The organism is Kangiella sediminilitoris (assembly GCF_001708405.1).
Taxonomy (GTDB): Bacteria; Pseudomonadota; Gammaproteobacteria; order Enterobacterales; family Kangiellaceae; genus Kangiella; species Kangiella sediminilitoris.
In genome coordinates this window covers 96,266-121,239 of the sequence record NZ_CP012418.1, presented here as the reverse complement: position 1 = coordinate 121,239, position 24,974 = coordinate 96,266, and the positions used below count along the sequence as shown (strand labels likewise).

The window sequence follows — 24,974 nt, the reverse complement described above, 5'->3', positions numbered from 1 at the left end:
CATTTATGAATCGTAACCCAATAGGTATTTTCGACTCTGGTGTTGGTGGTCTGTCCATCTATCAATCTATTCGAAAACACTTGCCTAAGGAAAATTGCGCCTATTTTGCAGATTCCGCTTTTGCCCCCTATGGGAAACTTCCGAAAGAGGAACTGCATAAACGCTGCCAGCATATCGCTGATTTTTTTATAGAGCGGAATGTAAAGGCCATGGTTATTGCCTGCAACACCGCGACAGCTATCATGGCTGACTGGCTTAGAACAGAATACGATCTTCCAATTGTCGCGTTAGAGCCTGCAATAAAACCTGCCGCATCATTAACTCGCACAGGTCATATTGGTGTATTCGCAACTGAAAATACACTCCATAGTCAACGCTATCAGCGCCTTGTCGTCGAGTATGCACGCGATAAATCCATACATCAGGTTGCCTGTCACGGTTTTGTTGAACAAGTTGAGAAAGGTGAGCTTGACAGCCCTGAAACTATTGAGCTAATCAAACAGTACCTGAATCCTCTATTAAACTATAAGGTAGATACCCTTGTACTTGGTTGCACCCACTATCCATTTCTAGCGCCAAGCATCAAAAAAGTTGCCGGTAACTCCCCTCTTAAACTTCTCGACACTGCCGATGCAGTGTCACTTCAGTTAACCCGTGTGCTTGCGCAACATGAAATATTTAATGAAAGCCCTCATCAACAGGATCTTTTCTTCACCAGCGCATCAGAAGACAAAGCGCAAATAATATTTAGCAAATTACTGAAGCGTCCGGTTAAGGTACAAAAGGGCTAAAAAGCCCTTTTGTATAATATAAAACCAAAAAAATGCTAAACCTTCTAACTTCTTGCCTGGTAGTAGCTTAACTCTGATACCCGATGCCACTCTTTGGCCTGCTGCTTAAACTCAACAAAGGATTTGAGAATCCGTTCATCAAGCTCAGTTTCGGTCTGCTCCTGGAGCATTCCTTCTGAAATTTCCTCTAACGTTGTTAATACATCCTGAGGTAATGCTCTTAGTTTAACCCCATGTTTATTAACCAAGGTTTGTAACGCTTCATTATTTTTCGCAGTAAAATCCGCCAACAAATCTGCATTTGCTGTTCGACAAGCCATAGTGACGATCTCCTGCAAGTCTTTAGGTAATTCTTCGTAAGCTTTTTTATTGATTAAAGCCTCCAAAGTTGTGCCAGGTTCATGCCATCCCGGATAGTAGTAATATTGCGCAGCTTTAAATAACCCAAAAGCAAGGTCGTTGTATGGCCCCACCCACTCCGCAGCATCAATTGCTCCAGTTTCTAAAGAAGTGAATACTTCACTTCCCGGCATCAATACCGGAATTCCGCCAGCTCGGCGCCAAACTTCGCCGCCAAGGCCGGGTATACGCATTTTTAAGCCTTTGATATCTTCCAGCGAGTTAATTTCTTTATTAAACCAACCCGCCATTTGTACCCCTGTGTTTCCGCAGGGTTCTGGTATCAGTCCTAATGGTTCATACAACTCTCGCCACAGTTCCAGTCCGCCACCATGTAATAACCAGCCATTCATTTCCTGCGCGTTCAGACCGAATGGGACTGCTGCAAAAAATGGTGTCATTGGCAATTTCCCTTTCCAATAATAGGAAGCACCGTGACCAATCTGGGCAGCACCACTGGCAACAGACTCAAAAACCTGAAGTGCTGGTACCAATTCTCCCGAGCCGTAAACGGTGACGTCCATCCGACCGCCACTGAGCCTATTGATCAATTTCGCCAGATATTCGGCCCCTTCGCCCAGCCCGGCAAAGTTTTTTGGCCAGGTTGTAATCATGGTCCACTTGATAACTTCCCCATCCCACTTTTCCACTGGAGCCGTTTTCGGACTTTTTTCTCCCCCCGAACAAGCACTTAAACCGGCTACAGCGGCCCCGGCGCCTAATGCGCTGATAAATTTTCTTCTTTTCATTTAATTCACCTGTATGACTTGTAGCTTACCACTGATTTCTTAGCTCTTTTTCTCTTTACAGCTACGTAAACCTCGGTAAAAACACTGGCAACAATGTACCGACTATAATAGGCTAAGGCAACTTTGATTATAAATAGTATTGGGGGATTACTATGTCGAGCTTTATTAATATTTATGAACAGGCACTCGACCCTGAATTTTGTCAGCAATGTATTGACAAGTTTGAACAGAGTCCTAACAAACGTCCCGGTGAAACTGGTCATGGTATCGATAAAATAAAAAAAAATAGTACGGATATCACTATCAACCGCTATCCTGACGAATGGAAGGACGAATTACAGCATTTACAGAATATAGTGCTCCGTGGAATGATTCATTATGTCCGCCAATATCCTTTCCTGTTGGCTGGAGCAGTTTCTTTAATGTTTCAGAATCAGGAAGGTGAAATGGAACAGTTGAGCTATGTTGATGTTGAAAAGATGGACGATCAAACTCTGGCTCGTTTTATCCAGGCTGTGTACCGCCTAGGTCCTGTTAATATCCAGAAGTACAATAAAGGTGAGGGTGGATATTTCCACTGGCATTCAGAGCACTACCCACATCCAAACGACCCACATCAAGATTCCCTTCACCGCACATTACTGTGGATGTTCTACTTAAATGATGTTGAGGAAGGTGGCGAAACTGAGTTCTTCTATCAGCAGGTTAAGAGTAAGCCAAAACAGGGTTCATTAGTTATAGCCCCTGCTGGATTTACTCATACTCACCGCGGTCTTAAACCAGTCTCAAACGATAAATACATATTTACCAGCTGGGTGCAGTATCAGCGTGCTGCTGATATGTATGGTCAAAATCAGCAGCAGCAAAATAATGGGTAGTCAAATAACTAAAAAGCGCCCTTGTGGGCGCTTTTTTTTGCCTTACTTAATTAATGTTCCGGGTCGTGAACAATATCATCGTGGCCTTCAGCCAAAGTAATATGGTGTACCCATATAGTTCCATCTGGCCCTTGTGACACTCGGATTTGGGCACGCCCTTTCTGCCATACTTTAATTCCTAAGCCACCGTTAAACTGACTTCCACATTTTTTAGGACCTCCACGACATGGTTCTTCGCTGCCACCTGCATCAGCGGTTTCATAACCATCGTTATGACTGTACATTTCCGTTAGTAGTTGACGATCATGCGAGTTCGGCCATTGACTATTATTATCGTTCGAATAGTCCATACAAGTCTGCTGACTTGATCCATCCTCTGATGTATGACCCAGACCATAAACGTGCCCGATTTCCTGACACATTACATGGTTTCGGTAAGCAGTTGAGGATGTTGCCAGATAGCTATCGTTCATTTTTGCTACACCTTGAACGATGTGCCCATTTGAATCCAGGTTGATTGAAGCCAGTCCTGCCCAACCATTATAACCGTAGCTATCGTTACAGACTCTCATTTTACCCGATTCTGCTTTACATCTTTTTCTTGTTCTTTTGCCGTCATCAGCACTAATTTCAGTATGTACGATTGGCGTTCCTTGCTCCCATTGGGACAATGACTCTGTGTAAGACGTTTGCCAATCCGGTGTAACGCTATCAATAACCGGTAAGTTTAATCCATTACCTAGCGTTGCCCAATGATAATCTGCCCAGCGGTGATCAGCAGATGCAATGGTAGAAATGCTGAGTAGTGTTGCTCCTAACGTTCCTAAAATTACCTTTTTCATATATACCCCTTAGAAATGTTGTTATCTCGTTTCCTTTCGGAATCCATATAATTACTATCAATTGCTTAAAAAGTAATCATGCGGTTCACACTTCTACAAATTGATATATTTCTAACAGACATAAAAAAAGCGCTCCGAAGAGCGCTTTACCAACTATCGTTAATTTCGATAATTATAGGTGTACGATTGGATCCGGATTACCATCTGGATCATTTCCGGCCGTACCGTCTGTGCTTGGGTTACCGTTTTTCAACATGATAACTGCGCAAGCTGCTGGTGATGCCATAGATGTACCTGACATCGTGGTCGTACCGCCACCTTTTCTCAGAGACAAAATGCTTACGCCAGGCGCAGCATAATCAACTGGTGGGTTACCATAGTTTGACCATGAAGGCATGTTGTCATTTGAGTCTGTCGCAGAGATTGTATAGACGTTGTTACCATTAGCGCGTGCCGGAGAGTGGTTGCTTGCATGATCTCCGTCATTACCCGCTGCCAATACGAAGTATGCACCTGAGCTCTGGGCAGCTGCTTTAACCGCATCATCAAGTTCGGTACTTACCGGGCCACCAAGACTCATATTTGCGCAGTCGCCTGCTGAAGCGTTAGCCGCAACAAAATCAACACCAGCGATAACGCCAGAGTATGAACCAGATCCACGAGAGTCTAGTACCTTTACAGGAACTACAGTAGCACCAGCAGCAATACCAACAACGTCTTGAGTGTTGTCGATCGCGGCGATTGTACCTGCAACGTGCGTGCCATGACCATGTCCGTCATCAGTATCAGCATCACGACCTGAAGTAAACGCTGTGAAACCACGACTAGCATCTACGTTCAAGTCACCGTGATCGGTGTCGATACCAGTATCCAGTACCCAGGCTGTGTATCCCGTGCCATCTTGTGCACCGCCCACTCTAGTGACGCTCCATGGTGTTGTTTGGCCATTACTTCCACCGCCGCCGCCTGGCTTACCTTTAAAGCTAATCTGAACTACGCCGTCCGGTGACATGCGCTTAACGTTCATATCGCCACCAAAAGCTTTCTCCGCTGCATGACATGGTGCGTTCACAGTGAAGCCTTTAATCGAGTTAGTGTAGACGTGACGAACCGAAGACTCTGCACGTTGAGCCATACCTTTTGCCAGACCCTTAACTTCAGAAGCGTTCAGGTGATCCTGTAACGTCACGATACAACGGTTCTGAACGTTAAGTTCATCACTTGATGAGTTAGTTGGTTGAACAGCTATAGACTGGGCTGAAACAAATACCATACCTACGGCACTTGCGATTAACGTTTTTTTCATTATTAATTACCCCTCATTATTGGTTTTTTGCCTAAGCTTCATAGGGTTTCATTAAACCTTTGTTGATACTATGAAACTTGAAGACAGCAACTTTATAGCAGTTGGTCATTTAATGTTCAAGGATTATTAAAAATAATGCTTACTGGTTGAACCAATTAACGTGTCTTTTAGCAGAAGCACCCCATTAGCAAGTCAAATATGACTTGTATACTAGTATTAAACTAATTTTATCCATAAAAAAAGCCCCGCAAACGCGGGGCTTTTTATTATTACTTCTTCTAATCTATATTACAGATCAAAAGATGGTGCACAAGTCGTAGTACCTGCTTCACAGATGTTTACTGTGTAAGTAGTACGCTTGTCTGCGCCAGAGTACGATACTGAACCGTCGTTAGCCTGAGTATCGTCTAAGACCGTAGTACCACCAGCCGTGATAGTAATATCAACGTTAGAGCTTGAGAAACCGCTCCATACTAGGTCTAACTGGCTACCGCCTTTAGAGCGAGTACCGCTTGCAGTTAGGTCGCCTGCTGGAGGATCCGTTGGATCTTCACCACCAGTACCGCCACCTGAGCAACCATTCGCCGTTAGATAATCGCTAGCAGCTTTCGCTTTAACGATACCATAACCGAAGTAGTCATCACGGCCCGCTGTACCCTGGTCTTCCGCAGTAGCTTTCATAGCGTTACGGATTTCAGTACCAGTACACGTTGGGTGATTCGACCATACTAGCGCGGCAACACCCGCTGCTGCTGGAGTAGCCATCGAAGTACCACTCATGTAACCATAGTCGCTAGCGCCTGCGTTAATTGTCGCCGAAGTAGAGTTTACTAACGCGTCACGATCTTCGTACGCAGTGCCCACTGCTGGGATACTTGTAGTAGTACCAGTGATATCCATATAGATAACACCTTCGCCAGCTACGTTATTGATAACGATGGCACCAATACCGCCTGAATCGCCACAGTTGTTTAGTTTGTCAGCGAAAGAGATGTTACCACGGTCGATAACACAAACTTTACCGTTTGCGCCAGCGTCTACAGCTTCACCTGTACCCATGAAGTAAGTATCGCCTGTAACATTACCAGTATTCGCAGTTTCAGCCGCAGCAATACCTGCACCATCAACTGTTAAGCTAGCGATTGTTGCCATACCTGCTGGGTAAGTAGATAGTGTATTAACACCACCAGCCGTTACCTCTACACCGTAACCGTCATCAGTTTCAGTAGTAGCATTTTTACCACGACCTGAAGTTTTGGTGTTTGATGGGAACTGCGAGAAGCTAGCGATATTGTTGTCGCCGTCGTTCGCACCGATCATCATTACAGATTTGTAGCCTGCTGGGTAAGAACGAACGTTGTTACCGTCGTTACCGGCTGCTGCCAGTACAAGACCACCGTTGTTAGTGAACGTGTTGAAAGCGTTCTCTTCTGTGCTGTTAGCACCACCGCCGCCTAGTGACATCGTGATGATGTTAGCACCAGCTTGTGTACATTTATCAGCAGCATATGCTAAGTCAGAAGAATAACCCCAGCCTGACTCATTGAATACTTTAATAATGTGCATTGGTACGCCAGGAGCCATACCAACAACACCGATACCGTTGTCAGCTGCACCAACTGTACCCGCTACGTGTGTACCGTGTGGGCCACCGTGCTCGAACCAGTTACCTGTACCTGAGTCGTTATCACCAGTGATGTTACCCCAGTTGAAGTCAGGGTTAGACTGATCAAGACCTGAATCGATAACACAAACCTTTTGACCAGGCTGAAGTGTTAGTTGATCTGCTTGAGATTGGTATACTGCGTAAGGCGTTAACTGCATAGCGTTAGGATCGCCAGCGTCATCGTTATAAATAGCCATTGGGAAACGCTTCACGTCTTTTTCCATCTTCTTGAAGCCTTTCATCCCACGGATCGAGCTTTTCCCCTTCTCATCAAGTTCTACTGCGAACCAGCCGTTGCCTTCAACTTTTACGTTGTGGCCTTTTTTTAGACCCTGACCATTTGAGTCATAAGTCACAATCATGCGCTCTGCGTGAGCTGCTGTACCTAGCGCTAGCAAGGTAGCAGCGCAAGCCATTTTCATTTTAAGTTTCATATTACCCCTCTTGATACTTATTTTTGCTATAAGCAATAAAAAAGCCCCACTGCTATGGTTTTTATCTCAATAACTATCCGTAGCATCTGAGGCAGAAATGCATTAAACCAGTTTATGTAAAGATATGTCAACTAGAAAATTTACTAATCCGATTAGATGCAAATGATTTTACATTTTAGAATTGTATATATATTGATACATTACAACCCCCTGAATTCCTTATCAGATTTCAAGAAATCGTAATCCATTACACGGAAATGCAAAATAAAACATACAAACCTTTATAACATTTTGTTCTAAAGGTTTATGGCTAAGGAGATCGGCTGGCGACCTCCTTAACTCAGCTCTATAACTAATAGAATATTAGTTAGAACTTCCTTCCAGGCTAACCCCGGAATAACTTGAATAACCACGAATCATGATGTGGTAAGTACCTTCCTGTGCGTTCAAGGTACAAGTTTCGTTATTACCATATTTATATGGACGGCAATCGTAGCTTGATGTTGTTGGCTGCGAACCAAACTTCACATAAAGGTCTGCGTCACCCGAACCGCCAGACATCACGATATCGACAGTTGAACGACCCGCTGGCACTTCTAGAGTGAAGAACTGAGTGCTGCTTTTAGCACCTGACAGGTTTGACTCGCTTAGCGTATCGTTGATTGGCGTTGAACCACCGTCAGTGTAATCTGCCACCAGGTCTAGACCTGAGTATGCTTGATAACCACGGATCATTACGTGCCATGTGCCCGCCTGTGGTGAAGCAAAATTACAGTTCTCTGTGTTACCACCAACATATGGTCGGCAGTCGTAACTAGAAGTTGTAGGCTGTGAACCATATTGAACATAAAGGTCTGCATCACCAGAACCACCTGAGATATCGAAGTTCAGGTCCGTTGCGCCTGCTGGTACTTCAAATGTATAGAACACCTCAGAACCTTGCGCACCGCTTAAGTTTGTTTCTGCAACACCTTTAGTCAGCTCATTGTCACCGCTTGGTGGAGGGTTTGAACCGCCCGCACAGCCGTTTGCGTCTAGCGAGTTGATTGCAGCCTGAGTCTTAACCAGACCAAAGCCTGTTCTGTCATCACGACCAGCAACATCAAGATCCTGCGCAGTATCTTTCAATACCTGACGGATTTCAGCTGCTGTACATGATGGGTGATAACTCCATACCAATGCTGCTACCGCACTGACGTGAGGTGTAGCCATCGATGTACCGTTATAGTATTCCCAATCTTGACCACCTTGCTTAGCCATAGTCACGCTTTGACCTGCTTTATTTGCAAGCTCAAGACCAGTCGCACGGTCCACCGAAACTACTGGTGTGCTACCAATTTTACTATCGAAGTCAATCAGGAATGGGTGCTGCAAGCCAGGACGAGCTGCGTTACTGTATACCACAACACCTTCAGCACCAGCGTCCATACATGCATTGACCGCTCGGTATTCAGGGTAATTGTTTTCCGTAGAACTCGTATCGTCTGCCTGGTTTTCGCCACGCTCAACCAAACAAACTTTACCCGTCATGCTTGGACAACTATAGGTTGTTCCGGAAGTCGTACATACGCCTAACGTACCGGAAGCACTACCTGTGTTGGCTGCATTATCGAAACTAAGGCTGCTATTGTAGAAATTCTGTGGCACAACACCGTTATCAAAGTAGTCTACACCGCCCACTTCAAGCTGACCCAAGTAACCGTCACCGATACCAACGCTCGAAAGGATTGCCTCACCCGGACCAACTAGCTCGACCTGATCCGTATACTGTGAAAAGTTTGCGTGCTGGTTGCCAGAGTCTACGGCACCAACTGAAACAACGTTATCGTACGATGCCGGGTATGAGTAAGAACTGTTACCATCATTACCTGATGCTGCAATGCTCAATACACCATTATCGTAGTGGTTAGAGAAGGCGTTACCTTCTGTTGTAGAAGAACCACTACCACCCAAACTCATGCTTACGACGTTTGCACCATTAGCAACACAGTCGTCAACCGCGTTAATCAAGTCTGAAGAGTAACCCCAGCCTGACTCGTTGAAGACTTTAATGATATGAAGGTTAATATTGCCGTTTGGCATAACACCTACTACACCTGAACCGTTGGTTACTGCTGCAACCGTACCAGCAACATGAGTACCATGCGAACCGCCTGGTTCATACCAGTTACCAGTACCCGAGTCGTTAGTACCCGTTACGTTGTTGCTTGCAAGGTCTGAGTTGTTGATATCGTAACCTGAGTCGATGATACATACAGTTCGGTTACCTGCGTTGGCGTCAGAAACAATATCTGCCTCTACGCGCGAGATACCCCATGGTTCAACTTCAGTTGTGTCTAGATTTGTAGAAAGCAGTTCACGCTTTAAATCAGGCTCTACGTAGAGAACGTTTGGATTGTTGCGCAGACCTTGAAGTGCATTTTCAGATACCTCAACAGCAAATGCGTTGTGCTGCTTCAAGTCTACCTTTAAAGTACCACCAGCTTTCATCGCCATAGACTTGGCTGACTTGCCATGACCCGGCTTAAATTTAACGATAACGCGTTGTTTGCCGTTATCTGCGGCTGGTGTTGTTATAGTTGTCTTTCCTAGCTCACCCGCTGCATGTGCAGAAACGCCCATGGCTAATAAAGTAGCGGTGCAAGCCATCTTCAGCTTAAATGACATTAACCTACCCCCTAGGTTTATTATTTTCAAAAAAAAACCCTAACCCGAAGAGTAACTCAAAGTTCCATCTTCTGAGGTTAGGGCAGAACAGATTAAAACAGTTAATGAAAGATCAGATCAAGGATTAATTAAGGTATTGTACAAAGTCACTACGAACCGATACAAAGCGTTACAAAGTAAATAAATTTGAGATTCCATCCCCCTTTTAATCAGCCAGTCATGATGCCGGCTCCAATTTAGCGTAGGCCAACATAAGCTTTTTTAACCCTTCTTTTTCAAAATTGACCTGTACCGAAGCCTGTGGACCGTCACCCTCATAGTTAATAATAATCCCTTTGCCAAACTTGGGATGGCTGACCAGCTGCCCCAGATGGAAACCATCAGGGCCTTTTTTTCTTATTGGTGACTCTTTCTGGAATACCGGACGCTGAACCTGTGTATTCAGGCGGACTTCGGTCATCAGTTCCGAAGGAATTTCGTTTATGAACCGTGACACGGTCGGATATGTCTCACGCCCCCACATACGGCGCTTCTCGGCGTAAGTGAGATACAACTGCTTCATGGCCCTTGTAATTCCGACATAGGCCAGGCGACGCTCTTCTTCAAGTCCACCCGGTTCGTCCAGCGACATCTGGTGCGGGAAAAGCTTCTCTTCCATACCAGCAATAAAGACCAGTGGGAACTCCAAACCCTTAGCCGAATGCAGCGTCATCATTTGTACCGCATCCTGATATTCCTCGGCCTGCGTGTCTCCTGCTTCCAGAGAGGCATGAGCAATGAATGCTGTTAATGGCGTCATATCGGGAGTCTCTTCCGGAATCACTTCATCCGGATCAAACTCACGGGTAGCATTAACCAGCTCCTGCAAGTTTTCTTTACGGGCCTGAGCTTTCTCCCCTTTCTCCTTACTTACTTTATCCATTAGGCCAGAGTGCTCGATCACAACCTCTGTCTGCTCCCACAAATCCAGCTCTGCTGTGCTTGAGTCCAACTCATTAATGAGATGTAAGAACGTTGCCATGGCAGTACGTGCCCTCGGCGGCAATAACTGCTCCACTACCATCTTATTGGCTGCCTTCCATAATGAAGTCTCATCGCTGCGAGCCTGTGCTCTAACCAGATCGACCGACTTTTCGCCTAAGCCACGGGCTGGTGTATTCACTACTCGTTCAAATGAAGCGTCATCGTCACGATTTGTCATTAGCCTTAAATAGGCCAGTGTATCCTTAATCTCGGCTCGCTCGAAGAATCGCAGTCCACCATAAATACGGTACGGAATGTTCCTGTTGAGCATGGCGTCCTCGAGAATCCGCGACTGAGCATTGCTACGATAAAGGACCGCAATTTCGCTGTGATTATTTCCCTGCTGTACCCAGTCCTCTATTCTAGCGGCAATAAAGCGCGCTTCTTCCTGCTCGTTGAAGGCAGCGTAGATTGTAATAGGCTCCCCTTCATTTCCATCCGTCCACAAGCTTTTGCCCATGCGCTCACTATTATATGCAATGACCGCATTGGCTGCTTTTAGAATGGTCGCTGTCGAGCGATAGTTTTGTTCCAGCCTGGATATTTTGCAATCGGGGAAGTCATTTTCAAATTGCTGTATATTTTCAATCTTGGCACCACGCCAGCCGTAAATCGACTGGTCGTCATCACCCACGATGGTGATCCGGTTCTTGTCGTTACATAATAATCTGATCCAGGCATATTGGATGGCGTTAGTATCCTGAAACTCATCCACCAGAATATGCTGAAATCTTTCCTGATAGTGTTTCAATATATGTGGATTCTTGGCCCAAAGCTCGTAAGCTCTGAGCAGCAGCTCATTAAAGTCTACAAGGCCGGCAGTTTTACAAGCTTCTTCGTAGGCATAGTAAACCTTTAACATGGTACTGACGAAGAAGTCACCATGATGATGAATGTCGCCGGGGCGAAGTCCATCGTCTTTTTTTGCATTGATAAACCACTGGGCCTGCTTTGGCGGCCACTCGTTATCATCTAGATTTAATTCTTTCATTACCCGCTTGATAACGCGTAGCTGGTCCTGCGCATCCAGAATCTGAAAACCTTCCGGTAAACCAGCGTCCCTGTAATGAGCACGAAGTAACCTGTGCGCGATACTATGGAAGGTACCTATCCACATTCCACGCGCGGGCATAGCCAGCATATCTTCTACCCGTCCCAGCATTTCTTTCGCCGCTTTATTAGTAAAAGTCACGGCTAAGATCGAGTGAGGTGAAACTTGCTCCACCTTTACTAACCAGGCGATGCGATGGACCAGTACTCGAGTCTTGCCCGAACCGGCACCGGCCAGCACTAGGAGCGCCTTATTTGGCGCAGTTACCGCTTCTTTCTGTGCATCGTTTAATGATTCGATTATGCTTGTGGCATCCATTAGGCTATGCTTAGTTGTAAATCTAATTGATGGGCTATTGTATGAAAAATACGAAGCTTTTATTACCCTTTTTATCGTTATTAATCACATTATCTGCCTGTAGCTATAACTCAGGCCAACCTACCGACAAAGAGAAAAGCTTCGCTGAGGCCTACGCACTCCAAAGAATCAGTGTGTTACAGCATTCGATGAAAGATCCAGTGGTTGGATTTAAAGCCGGTCTCACCAGTGAAAAATCCCAGGATGCCTTTAATACCGAGCAGCCTCTTGTGGGCGCTTTGTTTTACAGTGGTCTCAGCAGAGATCGTGCTGCTTATGCCCTGCATAATTACAAAGACTTACGACTAGAGGTCGAATTAGGATTTGTTTTACGCCACGCCATTACACAACCCATCACTACAGATCAGCTGCCGCAGTACATTAAAGCCATGCTGCCAGTCGTCGAATTACCTAATCTTCGGTTTACCAGCAAGGAAGATATGACGGCGCTGACACTAGTAACTAATAATGTAGCTTCTAACCAGTTCATTATTGGCCGGGCATTTCCCTTCGAGCCGGCCCGGATAAATTCTCTAGAGGCCAATCTTTTTCGCAACGGCGTAGAAGTTAATCACGGGCTAGCCACTGACGCTATGGACGATCAGCGGGAGGCTTTAGTATGGATGATAAATAAGCTTCTTGCTGTCGGTTATAAGTTGGAAGCGAATCACTTGCTGATTACGGGTGCGCTTGGCACAATGTTGCCTGCACAGCGAGGACAGTATGAAGCACGCTTTACTCTCGATGCTGAGAAACACAACAGCGAAAAAGAAGCTGATGCAGTCATCGCCTTTTCTATCCGTTAAACCATATTCCTGTAAGGAGTTATTGTGCACGCTGTTTTTTTAGATGCCGACACGCTGGGTAACTGGAAGGGTCAATCCGGCCAGCCTGCGGTCGACCTTTCACCACTGGCTAATTGTTTCACTGAGTTTGATGCCTACGGCCTAACAGATCCTGAGCAAGTGATCGAACGCAGTCAGAATGCTGATGTCATTATTACTAATAAAGTCGTTCTAAATCGTGAGGCTTTAGAGCAACTACCGAATTTGAAAGCGATTCAATTAGCCGCTACTGGCATGAACAATATCGATCTGGATGCGGCCAAAGAGCTAAACATCCAGTGCTTTAATGTTGCCGACTATTCTACTTTTGCTGTCGCTCAACTAACGATTCAGTTTATGTTGAACTTCGCCACCCGAGCCTGCGAACATTATCAGTTAACCGCTAAAGGCGCCTGGCAGAAGAGTCGCATGTTCACCCTGACAGACTTCCCTATTATGGAGCTCGAAGGTAAAACTCTGGTTTTGGTTGGTTATGGAAATATTGGCCAAAAAGTCGAGCAGCTCGCACAAGCTTTTGGCATGAAGGTACTGGTCGCTAATATCCCAGGCCGGCCCATGCGTGACAATCAGGTTGCTCTGGGTGAAGCACTCCCCGAAGCCGACTTTGTATCATTGCATTGCCCACTAACTGACGTTACGCAGGGACTGGTCGATGAAAGTTTCTTACAGCAGATGAAGTCCACAGCTTATATTATTAATACCGCCCGTGGGCCTGTCATTAACGAAGCGGATTTAGCTGATGGCCTTAAGAATAAAGTCATTGCCGGTGCCGGTTTAGATGTCTTATCGGTTGAGCCTCCAAGCCCCGATAACCCCTTATTGGCAAACGATATCCCTAACCTTGCCATTACGCCACATATAGCCTGGGCCAGCCATGAAGCAAAACAGCGACTGATTCAGGGCATGGCCGATAACATGAACAAACTAAATAACTCATAATTTACCTGGGCAGACATCGCATGTCAGGTGTCTGTCCAGTTTCTGCAAGGATGAATTTGAGCATGAGAACAATCGTAAAAAAATTACTGTTTATCTTTTTATGGTTTAGCGTATCTAGCACGAGTTCCGCCACAGAGTCATCAGCCTCGTCTGAACAGTCTCCCGAACAAGTCGCTGCTATTTTGTGGCAATCATTGTCTCGTGAACCTAACTCAAAACCTGACGTTACCACCCTAAGACAAATCTTACACCCAGAAGCTAAGATTTTTGGTAGTTTCTACAACGGAGACGAGCCGCAACTGCACATCATCACCACCGCTGCTTTTATCCAAAGCTTAAATAAAACATTTGATACAGGTTTTTACGAATGCGAAATTAAGCGACAGGTACAAAAGCATGATCGGTTTGCACAGGTTTACAGTGTGGTGGAATCACGTAGTCAAAAGGATTCCAAAAAGCCTGACTTTATTGGCATTAACAGCATCCAGCTGTATAAAAATGGAGAACAGTGGCAGATCGTCTCCCTGTATTACCACATTGATCAAGACAGTACAGAAACTTTGTACAATGAGGAAATATCAGGACATTGTTTATAGTTTAACTTTTACGGATTAGACTTTGGTACTGGTAGATATCTATACTCTATAAACCATTTATCAGTTAGTGGGATCAAGCAGCTGCCTTTTTCTTCACGCTGTTTGACACCATAATCTGGACATTCTTTCATATCACTGCCGACCTGAGGTGTGTAATAGTAGCTAAATACGTTGATGTAACCATCGGTACGGTTTTGATAACTGGATAATATGACCTTGTTATCCCAAATTATCGTATTATAGGTTTTGGTAACCGCGTGCAGATCGCAAATGGGCTTTATTTTTAAATATTCTTTATTATCTATATTTTCTAGAAGTCTTTCTTTAGTGTCAGTCTCTTGATAGGGGCACAATAGCTCCTCTTCCAAGCTTAGGCTGCCATTTTCTTTATAGAAGTTAACTATCTTTGAGAAATTAGTTTGGTTTCTTTCAAAGTTCTCTGATAAAACGCTTATAACTTCCTCGAATGAACTCTCCTTGTCTAACGTTGGCTCACAACCTATTAGCGTTAACAGACCTAGAAGTACCATTATTTTTTTCAAAGCAAACATCCTATTTCCGTATAATCTATGTGTAGGTGCTGACAGTCTGCGGCCAAACTGCTTTTAATATCAGTTTCATGACTGTCACCAACGTGTAGCAACTCTTGTGGTTCTATATTTTTCAAAGCGCACACTTTATGCAGCATATCAGCCGACGGTTTGGCACGACCATGAACCCCGGCGATAAAGTGCTTTTCAAAATACTGCATCAGTCCCAGCCAGTGTAGATTTGAGTTGCCATTACTGACCGCGAATAAAGTGTAGTTCTGCTGTAAATGCTTTAGAACCTGAAGAGACACTTGTGGAATCGAGACCTGATTTCGCCAATAATAAAACACGGCGAAGGCCTGATTGACTAAATTCAAATCCCCCGCTGTTTCAAGCAGCATGTGCTCAATCACAGCCTTGCGCAGTGTTGTCATGTTCTCATAATGAGGAATATCCTGCGCGATAAACTGCTCTGACACCCTGTGCATGGTTTCTCTGGAATAATGCTCGGCAAACGGTGGGTGCTTTTTACATAGAAAATTATATAACTCCTGCTCGCACTGTTCTATCACACCAGAGTTATCCCATAGCGTATCGTCCAGGTCAAAGCTAATGACCTTAACTTTAGTCCAGTCTATTGCCTTCAGTTTTTTCTCTATGGTTTGCGTCATTTTCCTAGTCTTTTTTCTTTCTGGCGCGAGGGTGTGCAGCATCATAGGTTTTGGCTAAGTGCTGGAAATCCAGATGCGTATAAATCTGAGTAGTGGCAATACTGGCATGACCTAATAATTCTTGCACAGCCCGCAAGTCACTGGAAGACTCGAGAACATGAGTCGCGCAGGAATGCCTCAATTTATGAGGGTGAAGAACATCCGTTAACCCCTGCTTTCTGCCCCAATAATTTAAACGTTGTTGAATCGCACGATTGCCCAGCCTCTGCCCGCGACTACTTAAAAATAGCGCTTGTTCAGAGTTATCCTTCACAAATACCACTCGATTTTTTAGCCACTTTTTTAATAGCTTATTCGCGGCCTGACCGAATGGCACTTCTCGTATTTTATTACCTTTACCCAAAACTCTTAAGGTTTGATCGCTGAAACTGACTGAGTTTATGTCCATTGAAGAAAGCTCTGACAATCGAATGCCCGCTGAATACAGCAGTTCAATCATCGCCTTATCACGAACTTCTATGGGTTCATCTTCGGGTAAGTTGTCGATAAAATTATTTAAGGTATCAACATCAATATTTTTCGGCAGCCGTTTGGCTTTCTTGGGCCCACGAAGCCCTGTCGCTGGATTGGTTTTAATCACTTTTTTCGCTACTAGATAATCTAAAAAGCCGCGTAGCGATGAAAGCTTTAGTCCTATTGTCGCAGCTGAAGCACCCTGCCGATGATGTCGCGCCATCCACAATCGAATATCCTGACTGGTGACTTGCTTCCACTGTTGATATTGATTATCTAAGAAGATCAGGAAGTCATCTATCTGTCGTCTATAATTATTTACCGTATGCTCGGAATACTGCTTCTCATGCAGCAGTCGGTCACAATACTGTTGGACGACTTTTTCCATGGGATTTAGTTATTTCTTAGCCAGGCAGGCTTCACAAATATCTCCGATGAAGCGCAAGAATAGAGTCCCCATATCGGCCGTGAATAATTCCACATTGGAACTACCCAAAGCTATCAAACCATCTTCTGCTCCATCCCCCAGTGGAATTAAAGCGTAAGACTGTAATTTTTTATCAGATTTGAATAACTGAGAAATACTTTCTGTGATGCGGCCACAAACTGGATCTTTGTGTATGAACTGCTGATCTGTCAGTTTATAAAGTGTGTCACTGTCCGAGTAATTGACTCTTTGTAAATCTTCATCATTATCACAAAGCCACAACTGACAGTCATCAATATCAAAATGTCGCCGCAATTCTTCCAGCACTGTATCGGCAACCTGCTGCCGACTTTCTGCCCTTATCACACCAACGGCTAACTGCGAACATTTCATCAGTAGATCGCTGTTAACCTGAGCGTTGTCGAGCATGTCAGTTAAACGCTCCTGAAGGTCGTGCGAGCGATTACGCAGGTTCAATATCTGTCTTTCAACCAGTGATACAGAGCCATAAATTTTATGATCGATTTTTAAGTTCTCGAGCAACTCAGGATGGCGCTCGAAAAACTCTGGGTTTTTCGCTAGATAAGAAGCGATCTTTCCCTCCATTCTTTCTAATTCTTCTGCTTTCTTACTCATTTCTTAATCTCAAGATTTGGTGATAGAAACACGATCCTTTAAATGTCTATCTGCCCTTCAAATACAACTTTTGCTGGCCCCGTCATATACACCTGATGGCCTTTTCCTTCCCATCGAATCCATAAGCTACCGCCCGGCAATCCAACCTTAACTTTTTCCTTAAGAAGGTTTTGTAAGCGCCCCACTACCACTGCTGCACAGGCACCTGTACCACAGGCCAGAGTCTCACCAACCCCACGCTCAAAAACCCTAAGTTTTATTTCTTCCGGATTTACTATCTGCATAAAACCAACGTTTGCCTGCGCCGGGAAGTAACTGTGCTGGCTCAGCTTTGGCCCCAGCTCCTGTACAGGTGCAGTTGCTATATTATCAACCGTCAATACACAGTGTGGGTTACCCATTGAAACAGCACCAACTTTATGACGAATACCATCCACCTCTATAGCGTACGCATCCGATGCTTCTGCGAACCGTAAAGGTATTTTTTCCGGTTCCAGTCGCGGCTTACCCATATTAATGGTAATCAACCCATTGTCTTCAAGTACCGTATTCATGGTCGCAGTATTGGTCGACAGTCGCAACTCACGCTTCCACGTAAGCCCCTTTTGTCTCACATATTTAGCAACGGCCCTGGCTCCGTTACCACAATGTCCTGCTTCACTACCATCTGCATTAAATATTCTAAAATGGAAGTCAGCCTCCGGATGCTGTGGCGCCTCTATCAATAACAGCTGATCAAATCCGATACCAAAGTTACGGTGTGCTAGCTGACTAATCTGGCCCTGATTCAAATATAGAGCCTGAGAAATTGCGTCGACCACCACAAAGTCATTCCCAATGCCCTGCATTTTGGTGAACGGAACAATCATGCCACTACCTCTATCGAGCAAAGAGGCTCATCAGGTAGCTGTAAAGCCTGTTGTTGTGGCTCTTCATCGGGCATATGTAAAGGGCCCTTTTGGCCACATGCGCTTAAAAACAACACAGCAAAGCCTGCCAATCCAAGCAGTCGTAAGCGTCTCATTGTCATCTTTTATCGTTTTTCATGGAAATAAGTCTTATCTTGCAATAGCTTGGTATGGACTGCAAGCAACATTGCAATCAACAGCACTTCTGGCACAATATTCACCCTATATTTGAGTAATTGGCGCAAAACTAATGAGCAAGCTGAACGAATCAGAATTTAATGAACTAATGGACGATACCATCATCGCCATTGAAGAGGCTCTGGATGAGCTGGACGAGCTCGACATGGACTATGAAACCAGTGGTGGCATCTTAACCATCACTCTGGAAAATGGCTCAAAAATTATCATTAATCGCCAAACCCCTCTGAAACAATTATGGCTGGCCGCAAAAGACGGTGGCTATCATCTGGACTGGAATGGCGATAGCTGGCTAACCGATAAAAATCAGGAGCCACTCGAGACATTGCTAAATCGCGTAATGAGCCAGCAGTCCGGTCAAACTATTTCTCTTAGTATCGAACTATAATCAATTCACCACCGGAAAATTTATATGACTGAAACCACTTCGGAATTACTCCCCTGCGTCACCGTAAACCCCATTTCGCAGCACAAAGCAACTGTCATCTGGCTGCACGGACTAGGCGCCGATGGACACGATTTTGAACCGATTGTTCCGGAACTCAAACTGCCGAGCGAACTTGGTGTAAAATTTATTTTCCCACATGCCCCCGTTATGCCAGTCACCATTAATGGTGGTTATGAAATGCGCGCATGGTACGATATACGCGATGCCGATCTGGCGAATCGAGAGGACAGGGATGGAGTTCGTCAGTCAGCAGCTCTTGTCGAGAAGCTGATCCGGGCCGAGATAAACTCTGGAATTCCCAGTGACAAGATCGTTTTAGCCGGCTTTTCTCAGGGTGGAGCCATAGCCCTTCATCTGGCGACGCGCATCCAACATAAACTGGCTGGCGTTGTTGCTTTATCTACTTATCTGACCATGCCTGAATCACTGGCCTCAGAAAAGTCCGCAACAAATATCGATACGCCTATCTTTATGGCCCACGGGTCTCAGGATCCAGTAGTTCCAATGCAGCGTGGCCAGTATAGCGCTGAGGTATTGGAAGAAAACGGATTCAAAGTATCATGGCAAGATTATCCTATGGCCCATGCCGTTTGCCTCGAAGAAATTCAGGCCTTAGGTCAGTTTTTTAATCAAATTTTATAAATTCCAGAGGTATTTATGCAGTCGATGCATAAATACCGTTCCTCTCTAAATACCAGCGACTGAACTCTTTATCGGTCATTGCACCTGCTATATAGTGTCCTTGTGCCATATCGCAATTCAAACGTTTCAGATAGTTGTAAACTTCCTTACTCTCTACCCCTTCTGCAATCGTTTTAATATCCATTTTCTTAGCTAACATCACTGCTGCATCAACAATATAAGCAGCACCTTTATCGTTCGGTAGCCGTTTTACAAATGACTGATCTATTTTAATTAGTGAGGCTGGAAGCCGGTGAAGATACTGCAAGGAAGAATAGCCCGTTCCAAAATCATCAATCGAAATTGAGAATTTTGCTCCTGCCAGACGGATCAACTCATCAATAGTGTGCTCCATATCTATCATTAAAGCGCCCTCCGTAACTTCTAACTCTATCCAGTCACCATCGATGTTATACTCATCAAGTAATTTTATGACATTATCGGTGAAGTCTGGGTGCAGCAGGTTACGTGTCGAGATATTTACAGCAATTGGAATTCTTATCCCTTGTTTGTCCCACTCCAGATGTTGCAATATTGCTTCTTTGAGCGCAAATTGTGTTACCGTCTGGATAAGAGTGCTTTGCTCAGCTCTTGGAATAAATGACGCGGGAGCAATCATGCCTCTCACTGGGTGGTTCCATCGCAGAAGAGCCTCCGCACTACATATTTTCCCCGTTTTAAAATCAATCTTTGGCTGGTAATGCAGTGATAATTGACCGGATTCAATTCCTGTTTGAAGTTCTCCCAGGATGGAAAGGTTTTCTTCTGTCTTGGTTACGATTTCCGGACTATAGGCCGTCATATCCTGAGCCCTTTCCTGAACCAGAGCCAGTGCCGCTTCAGCACGGTGCAAATAAACCTCAGGCTCTTTGTCAATTGCATCAAAAGCAACGTATCCCGTTCGGGCTTCAATATGAACAGAAATATCGTTATAAGACACAGGTTCCTGTAACAAAACGCCCAGCTTCTTTAGGAATCTGCCGTTTTCTTTATCTCCTTTGTTCAGTATCAAGGTCACCTGTGCCGAATCTGTATGGAAAATGTCATCTCCACCATTTAGCGCTAACCTTCTTGCCAACTGTTTGGTCACATGTTCAATTACTCCAAAACCAAACGCTGACTTTAATTCCAGAGTGTTATCGATAGCTATAACTGCTAAAACCGCAGAATCCTTAGGTTCACCTATCTGACTCATGTCGAGTAAGGTGTCTAATAAAGCTCTTCTATTTGGCAATCTTGTCGAGCGTCTATGCCTGGACAGCCATCTGAGATGCGACAAATAATTAGCAACAAGATCACAGACCGCTCCACTTATGGCGCCAATTGCAGTAAAAAAGAAAGCTCGGTACAACCAGTTTGCGGTTTCCTGCATTTCACCGGTTACTACATTCATGGGCATAAATGGTCCAAGTACGATACCGGCAATGAGTCCAATTGCTATGCCACCTTTAATACCAAAAACAAGACCTGCCAGAAGTATAGGGATGTACATTGAGTGAGAGTAGACATATTTTATCCCTCCGGTTACATACACCAGAAGATATACCATACCCACTAGAAATAGCAGGGTTGGGATCATATAACGCTGGATTGTCGCTTTGTGCCGCTCAATCCAACCGAATATCTTTGGGGCCTCCATGAAAACTCCTTGATTTATAAGCAGTTAACTCCAGCACGTGCCCACTGCTAGTTATATCATACTAGAGATAAAGGCGGAGCATAGCAAGCTAGCCCCTGCTGACAGCATGATGAAGATCAAAACTTTCCATTTATCAAAGGGTTATTTCTTTTAAATTACTCTTAGCTGTAGATTTTTGCGGATTTTTAAGCGACTATTAGCTTTATGCCTAAAGGGGATTCCACAATTTCAAGCAGCGAACAGTTACCAGACTTTTGTCAGGCGGCTACCTTGCACCTGACCGTCATTGCCAGTGTACTATTAGCGTTAATCCTTAGTTTTTTATCTCCACAGTGGCATATTAACTTTTGGCAACACCTCAGCCTGCACGCGCTATTTACGCTATGGACATCACTTACCAGCTTGGCCTTACTCTGTTTGTTGCGTCGATACGTCATTAAAAACTATATGCGTACAGTATCGCTTCAGCGATTTTCCGCAATGGCGATTGGCATCATTGTTCTGGTCACACTGTGCTACAGTCTTGTCATCAGCTTTTATCTTAGCGAGAAACCTTCGGTCTGGTTCCTTCTACGAAACCTTTTTATTGCATTTATCGTCAGCGGAGTGTTTTTTCGATACTACTACCTCAGAGCAGAAAGTTTACGCCGCATACGCTCAGAAGCTGAAGCGCGAGTACAAGCCCTGCAATCTAGAATTCGGCCGCACTTTCTTTTTAACAGCTTAAATACACTGGCCAATCTGGCCGTCGTTGATCCTGAAAAAACTGAACATATGATCCTCGATATGGCCGATATTTTCAGAGCCAGCATGAAACGCTCTGACGTTCTCATTCCTTTTAAAGAAGAACGGCAACTATGCCTGCAGTATCTTGGTCTCGAAAAACAACGACTTGGCGATCGGTTGCGAGTCGAATGGCAGGTAAACAATATCGCAGATAACCTGATGGTGCCTCCTCTAATTTTGCAACCATTGCTCGAAAATGCGGTATACCACGGTGTTCAAAAGCATCCAGATGGTGGCACTATATGTATTAAGGGTGTCAGTTATCGTGAACATATACAGCTGGAAATAACAAACCCTCTAGCGCCAGAGGACAGCGACCACCATAAAGGGAATTCAATGGCATTGAACAATATTCAACAGAGACTTGACGTACTTTATGGAAACAAAGGCCAGTTAACTTATCATCAATCTCAGGGACAATTTTATTGTGTCCTTAAAATTCCTAAGCAGGTGCATCAGCCCTCAAGTTAAAACTGTATGAAGAGAGAGTATGAAAACCATAATCGTCGATGATGAAAAGCCCGCCCGTGAGCGTATTCGTCGTCTACTGGCAGATTACCCCAATGTGGACGTTGTTGCAGAGGCCAGTAATGGAGAAGATGCGCTAAATAAGATACAGCAACAGCAGCCCCAGCTAGTCTTCCTTGATATCTCTATGCCGGTGATGAACGGTGTTGAGCTTGCTCGTATTCTGAGTCAGGACCATCCTACTTTGCATATTATTTTTACAACAGCTTACGACCAGTATGCACTGGATGCTTTTGATGTCAGTGCTACTGACTACCTGTTAAAGCCAATTCGCAAAGAACGACTCAGCAAAGCCCTGTCAAAGATTATGACCCTCCATCAGGACGAACCATTTATTACCGTACGTGAGCGAGATGGGGTCCGGAAGGTATTATTAAAAAATATTATTTACCTACACTCGGATCAAAAATACGTCGAAATTCATATAAAAGGACAAACTTTACTTAGCAGCGACAGTTTAAAGGATCTAGAGCAGCGATATCCCAATATTTTCCTGCGAGTACACCGTTCAACCTTGGTTAATCGCCTTCACTTTTATGGGATCGAGCAAGATGATGGTCAATGTGTGGCCCTGCTTAGAAACTGTGAAATAAAGCCCGTAATCAGTCGCCGCCATCAAGCGGAAGCCCGTCAGTTTTTACAGACAAGTGGCGACTAAAAGCGCAAAACCACAGCGTGATCCGGGTTAGTTATGGTAAACTTGCGACAAAATTTATTAGCCGAACGATGATTAACCACGACCGGTATACAATATGAACAGAACTACCCTGCGTATCGCCACGCGTCAAAGCCCTTTGGCTTTATGGCAAGCCGAATATATCCAGCAACGCCTTCAGCAATATCACTCCAATTTAACGGTTGAGCTGGTTCCTATGACTACTAAGGGAGACAAAATTCTTGGCACTCCCTTAAGTAAAATTGGCGGCAAAGGTTTGTTTGTAAAAGAACTCGAACAGGCAATGCTGGAGGACCGCGCTGATATTGCCGTCCACTCAATGAAAGATGTGCCTTATCGATTCCCAGAAGGTCTTGAACTCAAGGTTATCTGTGAGAGAGAGGATCCTAGCGACGCTTTTGTATCCAATGAGTACAAGACTCTCGACGATCTGCCTCACGGAGCTACCGTTGGTACCTCCAGTTTGCGACGTAAGGTACAGATAAAGTCACTACGACCTGATTTAAATATTACCGATTTACGGGGCAACGTTGGGACACGTCTTTCCAAACTTGATATGGGTCATTACGATGCCATTATCCTTGCTTCTGCTGGTCTAATTCGCCTTAAACTTGCTGACAGGATTGCCAGTCGTTTCGCTCCAGAGCAACTTTTGCCTGCTCCGGGCCAAGGCGCAGTTGGAATCGAAGCCCGCAGCAATGATCCAGAACTTGATGCCCTGTTAGCGCCGCTACAGGATGAGGAAACAACCTATCGTGTAAGGGCCGAACGAGTCATTACTCAAACTTTACAGGCCAGCTGTTCAGTCCCCATCGCTGCTTTCTCTACAGTTTCTAACGGTATTTTATCCCTTCGCGCCTTAGTCGGAGGAATCGATAATCAGATGATCGAAGCAGAAGCTGAAGGCCCGCTCTCTGAGGCCCAGGATATCGGTACAACAGTTGCCGAGTCTCTCCTCAGCCAAGGGGCCAAAGAAATGATCGCGGCTCTAGGTGAAAGTGGGGACTAGTTCGTGGATAGAGCTTGTCAGGTCATCGTGACACGACCTTCGCCTTTTGGGGAAGAGCTGTGCGAAGTGTTGGATAATTACCATTTTAAAGCGACACACTGTCCGCTGATTACATTTCAAGCTAATACGGACACTGACTATACAACCCGCATTAAACAACTTAACCAATGTACTAGTTGGATATTCGTTAGCCGTCAGGCAGTTAACTTCTGCCTGGAAGACCTTTCCGCTAATCAGCTTTCGACCCTTCAAGAGCTAAGCAAACAAAAAAGTATTATTGCAGTGGGGCCTTCGACGGCAGACTCTCTTGCCAGTTTCGGCTTTCATGCCATGACACCCGATACCCCTGATAGCGAAGGTATGATATCACTTCTAAAGAAACATCAACTCCATGATCAGCCCGCCTGTCTTATACGCGGTAATCAGGGGAGAGAATTACTGCAGCAGTTTTTTGCCGACGATCAACTTACTATTATGCCGGTCTACAAGCGCGTCCCAACCTCACATACATTCCCGTCCTTAATGGAAAATACCGCTGTCGTTGTAACCAGTGGTCAACTACTCGAATTGGCAGAACGCCTACTTCACAAACAATCATCCGCCCGACAGCCAGCGATTATCGCAGGTAGTGAACGTATTGCGGATAAAGCTCGACAACTGGGTTACACTAATTGTTATACTGCTAACAGTGCAGCAAATTCCGATTTAATAAAAGCCTGCATTTTGTGGAGAAATGACGTAACTTAACATCATAATACAGGCCAAAGTTAACAGATAAGAG

The 24,974-nt window shown here is 44.9% G+C and carries 24 protein-coding genes; 11 read left to right on the top strand and 13 right to left on the bottom strand.

The features are described 5' to 3' along the window. The first annotated feature begins 5 nt into the window (after positions 1–5). Positions 6–791, top strand: a complete 786-nt coding sequence (gene murI, locus KS2013_RS00620) for a glutamate racemase (protein WP_068988396.1) — start codon at positions 6–8, stop codon at positions 789–791. A 44-nt stretch (positions 792–835) separates the two neighbouring features. Here the strand turns inward: murI and KS2013_RS00615 are convergent, their stop codons facing one another. Further along, a complete protein-coding gene (locus KS2013_RS00615) occupies positions 836–1,939 on the bottom strand; it encodes a TRAP transporter substrate-binding protein (RefSeq protein ID WP_068988393.1) in 1,104 nt (367 codons plus the stop codon). A gap of 152 nt (positions 1,940–2,091) precedes the next feature. On the opposite strand from KS2013_RS00615, the gene KS2013_RS00610 reads away from it, so the two are divergent. Beyond that, a complete protein-coding gene (locus KS2013_RS00610; protein ID WP_068988392.1) occupies positions 2,092–2,817 on the top strand; it encodes a 2OG-Fe(II) oxygenase in 726 nt (241 codons plus the stop codon). A 50-nt stretch (positions 2,818–2,867) separates the two neighbouring features. Here the strand turns inward: KS2013_RS00610 and KS2013_RS00605 are convergent, their stop codons facing one another. The 5 genes from KS2013_RS00605 to uvrD form a co-directional block, all read right to left on the bottom strand. Beyond that, entirely contained in the window at positions 2,868–3,659 is a 792-nt protein-coding gene (locus tag KS2013_RS00605) for a hypothetical protein (RefSeq protein ID WP_068988390.1), read from the bottom strand. 172 nt (positions 3,660–3,831) lie between these two features. Further along, positions 3,832–4,965: a S8 family serine peptidase gene (locus tag KS2013_RS00600; RefSeq protein WP_068988389.1), complete on the bottom strand. Its 1,134-nt coding sequence runs from the start codon at positions 4,963–4,965 to the stop codon at positions 3,832–3,834. Between the two features lie 288 nt (positions 4,966–5,253). Then, positions 5,254–7,065 (bottom strand): S8 family serine peptidase, encoded by a 1,812-nt coding sequence (locus KS2013_RS00595; protein ID WP_068988387.1) that lies wholly within the window; start codon positions 7,063–7,065, stop codon positions 5,254–5,256. A 363-nt stretch (positions 7,066–7,428) separates the two neighbouring features. Continuing rightward, on the bottom strand, positions 7,429–9,732 hold the full coding sequence (locus KS2013_RS00590; RefSeq protein ID WP_068988384.1) for a S8 family serine peptidase: 2,304 nt from the start codon (positions 9,730–9,732) through the stop codon (positions 7,429–7,431). A 217-nt stretch (positions 9,733–9,949) separates the two neighbouring features. Continuing rightward, on the bottom strand, positions 9,950–12,124 hold the full coding sequence (gene uvrD / locus KS2013_RS00585) for a DNA helicase II (RefSeq protein ID WP_068988382.1): 2,175 nt from the start codon (positions 12,122–12,124) through the stop codon (positions 9,950–9,952). A gap of 41 nt (positions 12,125–12,165) precedes the next feature. Between uvrD and KS2013_RS00580 the strand changes: the two genes are divergently transcribed. From KS2013_RS00580 to KS2013_RS00570, 3 genes are all read left to right on the top strand, one after another. Continuing rightward, the gene (locus KS2013_RS00580; protein ID WP_068988381.1) at positions 12,166–12,969 is read left to right on the top strand and encodes a 2-keto-4-pentenoate hydratase; all 804 of its coding nucleotides are present in this window, start codon (positions 12,166–12,168) and stop codon (positions 12,967–12,969) included. Between the two features lie 24 nt (positions 12,970–12,993). Next, the gene (locus tag KS2013_RS00575; protein WP_068988379.1) at positions 12,994–13,947 is read left to right on the top strand and encodes a D-2-hydroxyacid dehydrogenase; all 954 of its coding nucleotides are present in this window, start codon (positions 12,994–12,996) and stop codon (positions 13,945–13,947) included. Between the two features lie 62 nt (positions 13,948–14,009). Beyond that, positions 14,010–14,543 carry a hypothetical protein gene (locus KS2013_RS00570; protein WP_068988378.1) on the top strand — a complete coding sequence of 178 codons (534 nt, stop codon included), beginning with the start codon at positions 14,010–14,012 and terminating at the stop codon, positions 14,541–14,543. Positions 14,544–14,551: 8 nt separating this feature from the next. Here the strand turns inward: KS2013_RS00570 and KS2013_RS00565 are convergent, their stop codons facing one another. The 6 genes from KS2013_RS00565 to lptM are packed head-to-tail and all read right to left on the bottom strand — an operon-like array spanning position 14,552 to position 18,344. Beyond that, complete coding sequence (locus tag KS2013_RS00565) at positions 14,552–15,085, bottom strand: hypothetical protein (RefSeq protein WP_156768941.1); 534 nt, start codon at positions 15,083–15,085, stop codon at positions 14,552–14,554. Further along, positions 15,082–15,744, bottom strand: coding sequence for an HAD-IA family hydrolase (locus KS2013_RS00560; RefSeq protein WP_228703686.1), 663 nt, complete (start codon positions 15,742–15,744; stop codon positions 15,082–15,084). The genes KS2013_RS00565 and KS2013_RS00560 overlap by 4 nt, the downstream gene beginning before the upstream one ends. A 4-nt stretch (positions 15,745–15,748) precedes the next feature. Beyond that, positions 15,749–16,645 (bottom strand): tyrosine recombinase XerC, encoded by an 897-nt coding sequence (gene xerC, locus KS2013_RS00555; RefSeq protein WP_068988372.1) that lies wholly within the window; start codon positions 16,643–16,645, stop codon positions 15,749–15,751. A gap of 9 nt (positions 16,646–16,654) precedes the next feature. Continuing rightward, positions 16,655–17,320: a DUF484 family protein gene (locus tag KS2013_RS00550; RefSeq protein WP_068988370.1), complete on the bottom strand. Its 666-nt coding sequence runs from the start codon at positions 17,318–17,320 to the stop codon at positions 16,655–16,657. 38 nt (positions 17,321–17,358) lie between these two features. Then, on the bottom strand, positions 17,359–18,189 hold the full coding sequence (gene dapF / locus KS2013_RS00545; protein ID WP_068988368.1) for a diaminopimelate epimerase: 831 nt from the start codon (positions 18,187–18,189) through the stop codon (positions 17,359–17,361). After that, positions 18,186–18,344, bottom strand: coding sequence for an LPS translocon maturation chaperone LptM (gene lptM, locus KS2013_RS11895; protein WP_211267774.1), 159 nt, complete (start codon positions 18,342–18,344; stop codon positions 18,186–18,188). The genes dapF and lptM overlap by 4 nt, the downstream gene beginning before the upstream one ends. 143 nt (positions 18,345–18,487) lie before the next feature. Here lptM and cyaY point away from each other — a divergent pair, with 143 nt between their 5' ends. Together cyaY and KS2013_RS00530 are read left to right on the top strand one after the other, a co-directional pair. Further along, on the top strand, positions 18,488–18,814 hold the full coding sequence (cyaY, locus tag KS2013_RS00535; RefSeq protein WP_068994243.1) for an iron donor protein CyaY: 327 nt from the start codon (positions 18,488–18,490) through the stop codon (positions 18,812–18,814). Between the two features lie 24 nt (positions 18,815–18,838). Further along, positions 18,839–19,516, top strand: coding sequence for an alpha/beta hydrolase (locus KS2013_RS00530; protein ID WP_068988363.1), 678 nt, complete (start codon positions 18,839–18,841; stop codon positions 19,514–19,516). Between the two features lie 13 nt (positions 19,517–19,529). Here KS2013_RS00530 and KS2013_RS00525 read toward each other — a convergent pair whose 3' ends face one another. Further along, positions 19,530–21,194, bottom strand: a complete 1,665-nt coding sequence (locus KS2013_RS00525; RefSeq protein WP_068988360.1) for a putative bifunctional diguanylate cyclase/phosphodiesterase — start codon at positions 21,192–21,194, stop codon at positions 19,530–19,532. A 204-nt stretch (positions 21,195–21,398) separates the two neighbouring features. Here KS2013_RS00525 and KS2013_RS00520 point away from each other — a divergent pair, with 204 nt between their 5' ends. The 4 genes from KS2013_RS00520 to KS2013_RS00505 all read left to right on the top strand — a co-directional run bounded on the left by KS2013_RS00520 (position 21,399) and on the right by KS2013_RS00505 (position 24,940). Beyond that, positions 21,399–22,451 (top strand): sensor histidine kinase, encoded by a 1,053-nt coding sequence (locus KS2013_RS00520; protein WP_068988358.1) that lies wholly within the window; start codon positions 21,399–21,401, stop codon positions 22,449–22,451. 19 nt (positions 22,452–22,470) lie between these two features. Next, a complete protein-coding gene (locus tag KS2013_RS00515) occupies positions 22,471–23,166 on the top strand; it encodes a LytR/AlgR family response regulator transcription factor (RefSeq protein WP_068988357.1) in 696 nt (231 codons plus the stop codon). Between the two features lie 94 nt (positions 23,167–23,260). Beyond that, on the top strand, positions 23,261–24,193 hold the full coding sequence (hemC, locus tag KS2013_RS00510; protein ID WP_068988355.1) for a hydroxymethylbilane synthase: 933 nt from the start codon (positions 23,261–23,263) through the stop codon (positions 24,191–24,193). Positions 24,194–24,196: 3 nt separating this feature from the next. After that, the gene (locus KS2013_RS00505) at positions 24,197–24,940 is read left to right on the top strand and encodes a uroporphyrinogen-III synthase (RefSeq protein ID WP_068988353.1); all 744 of its coding nucleotides are present in this window, start codon (positions 24,197–24,199) and stop codon (positions 24,938–24,940) included. The last annotated feature ends 34 nt before the right edge of the window (positions 24,941–24,974 follow it).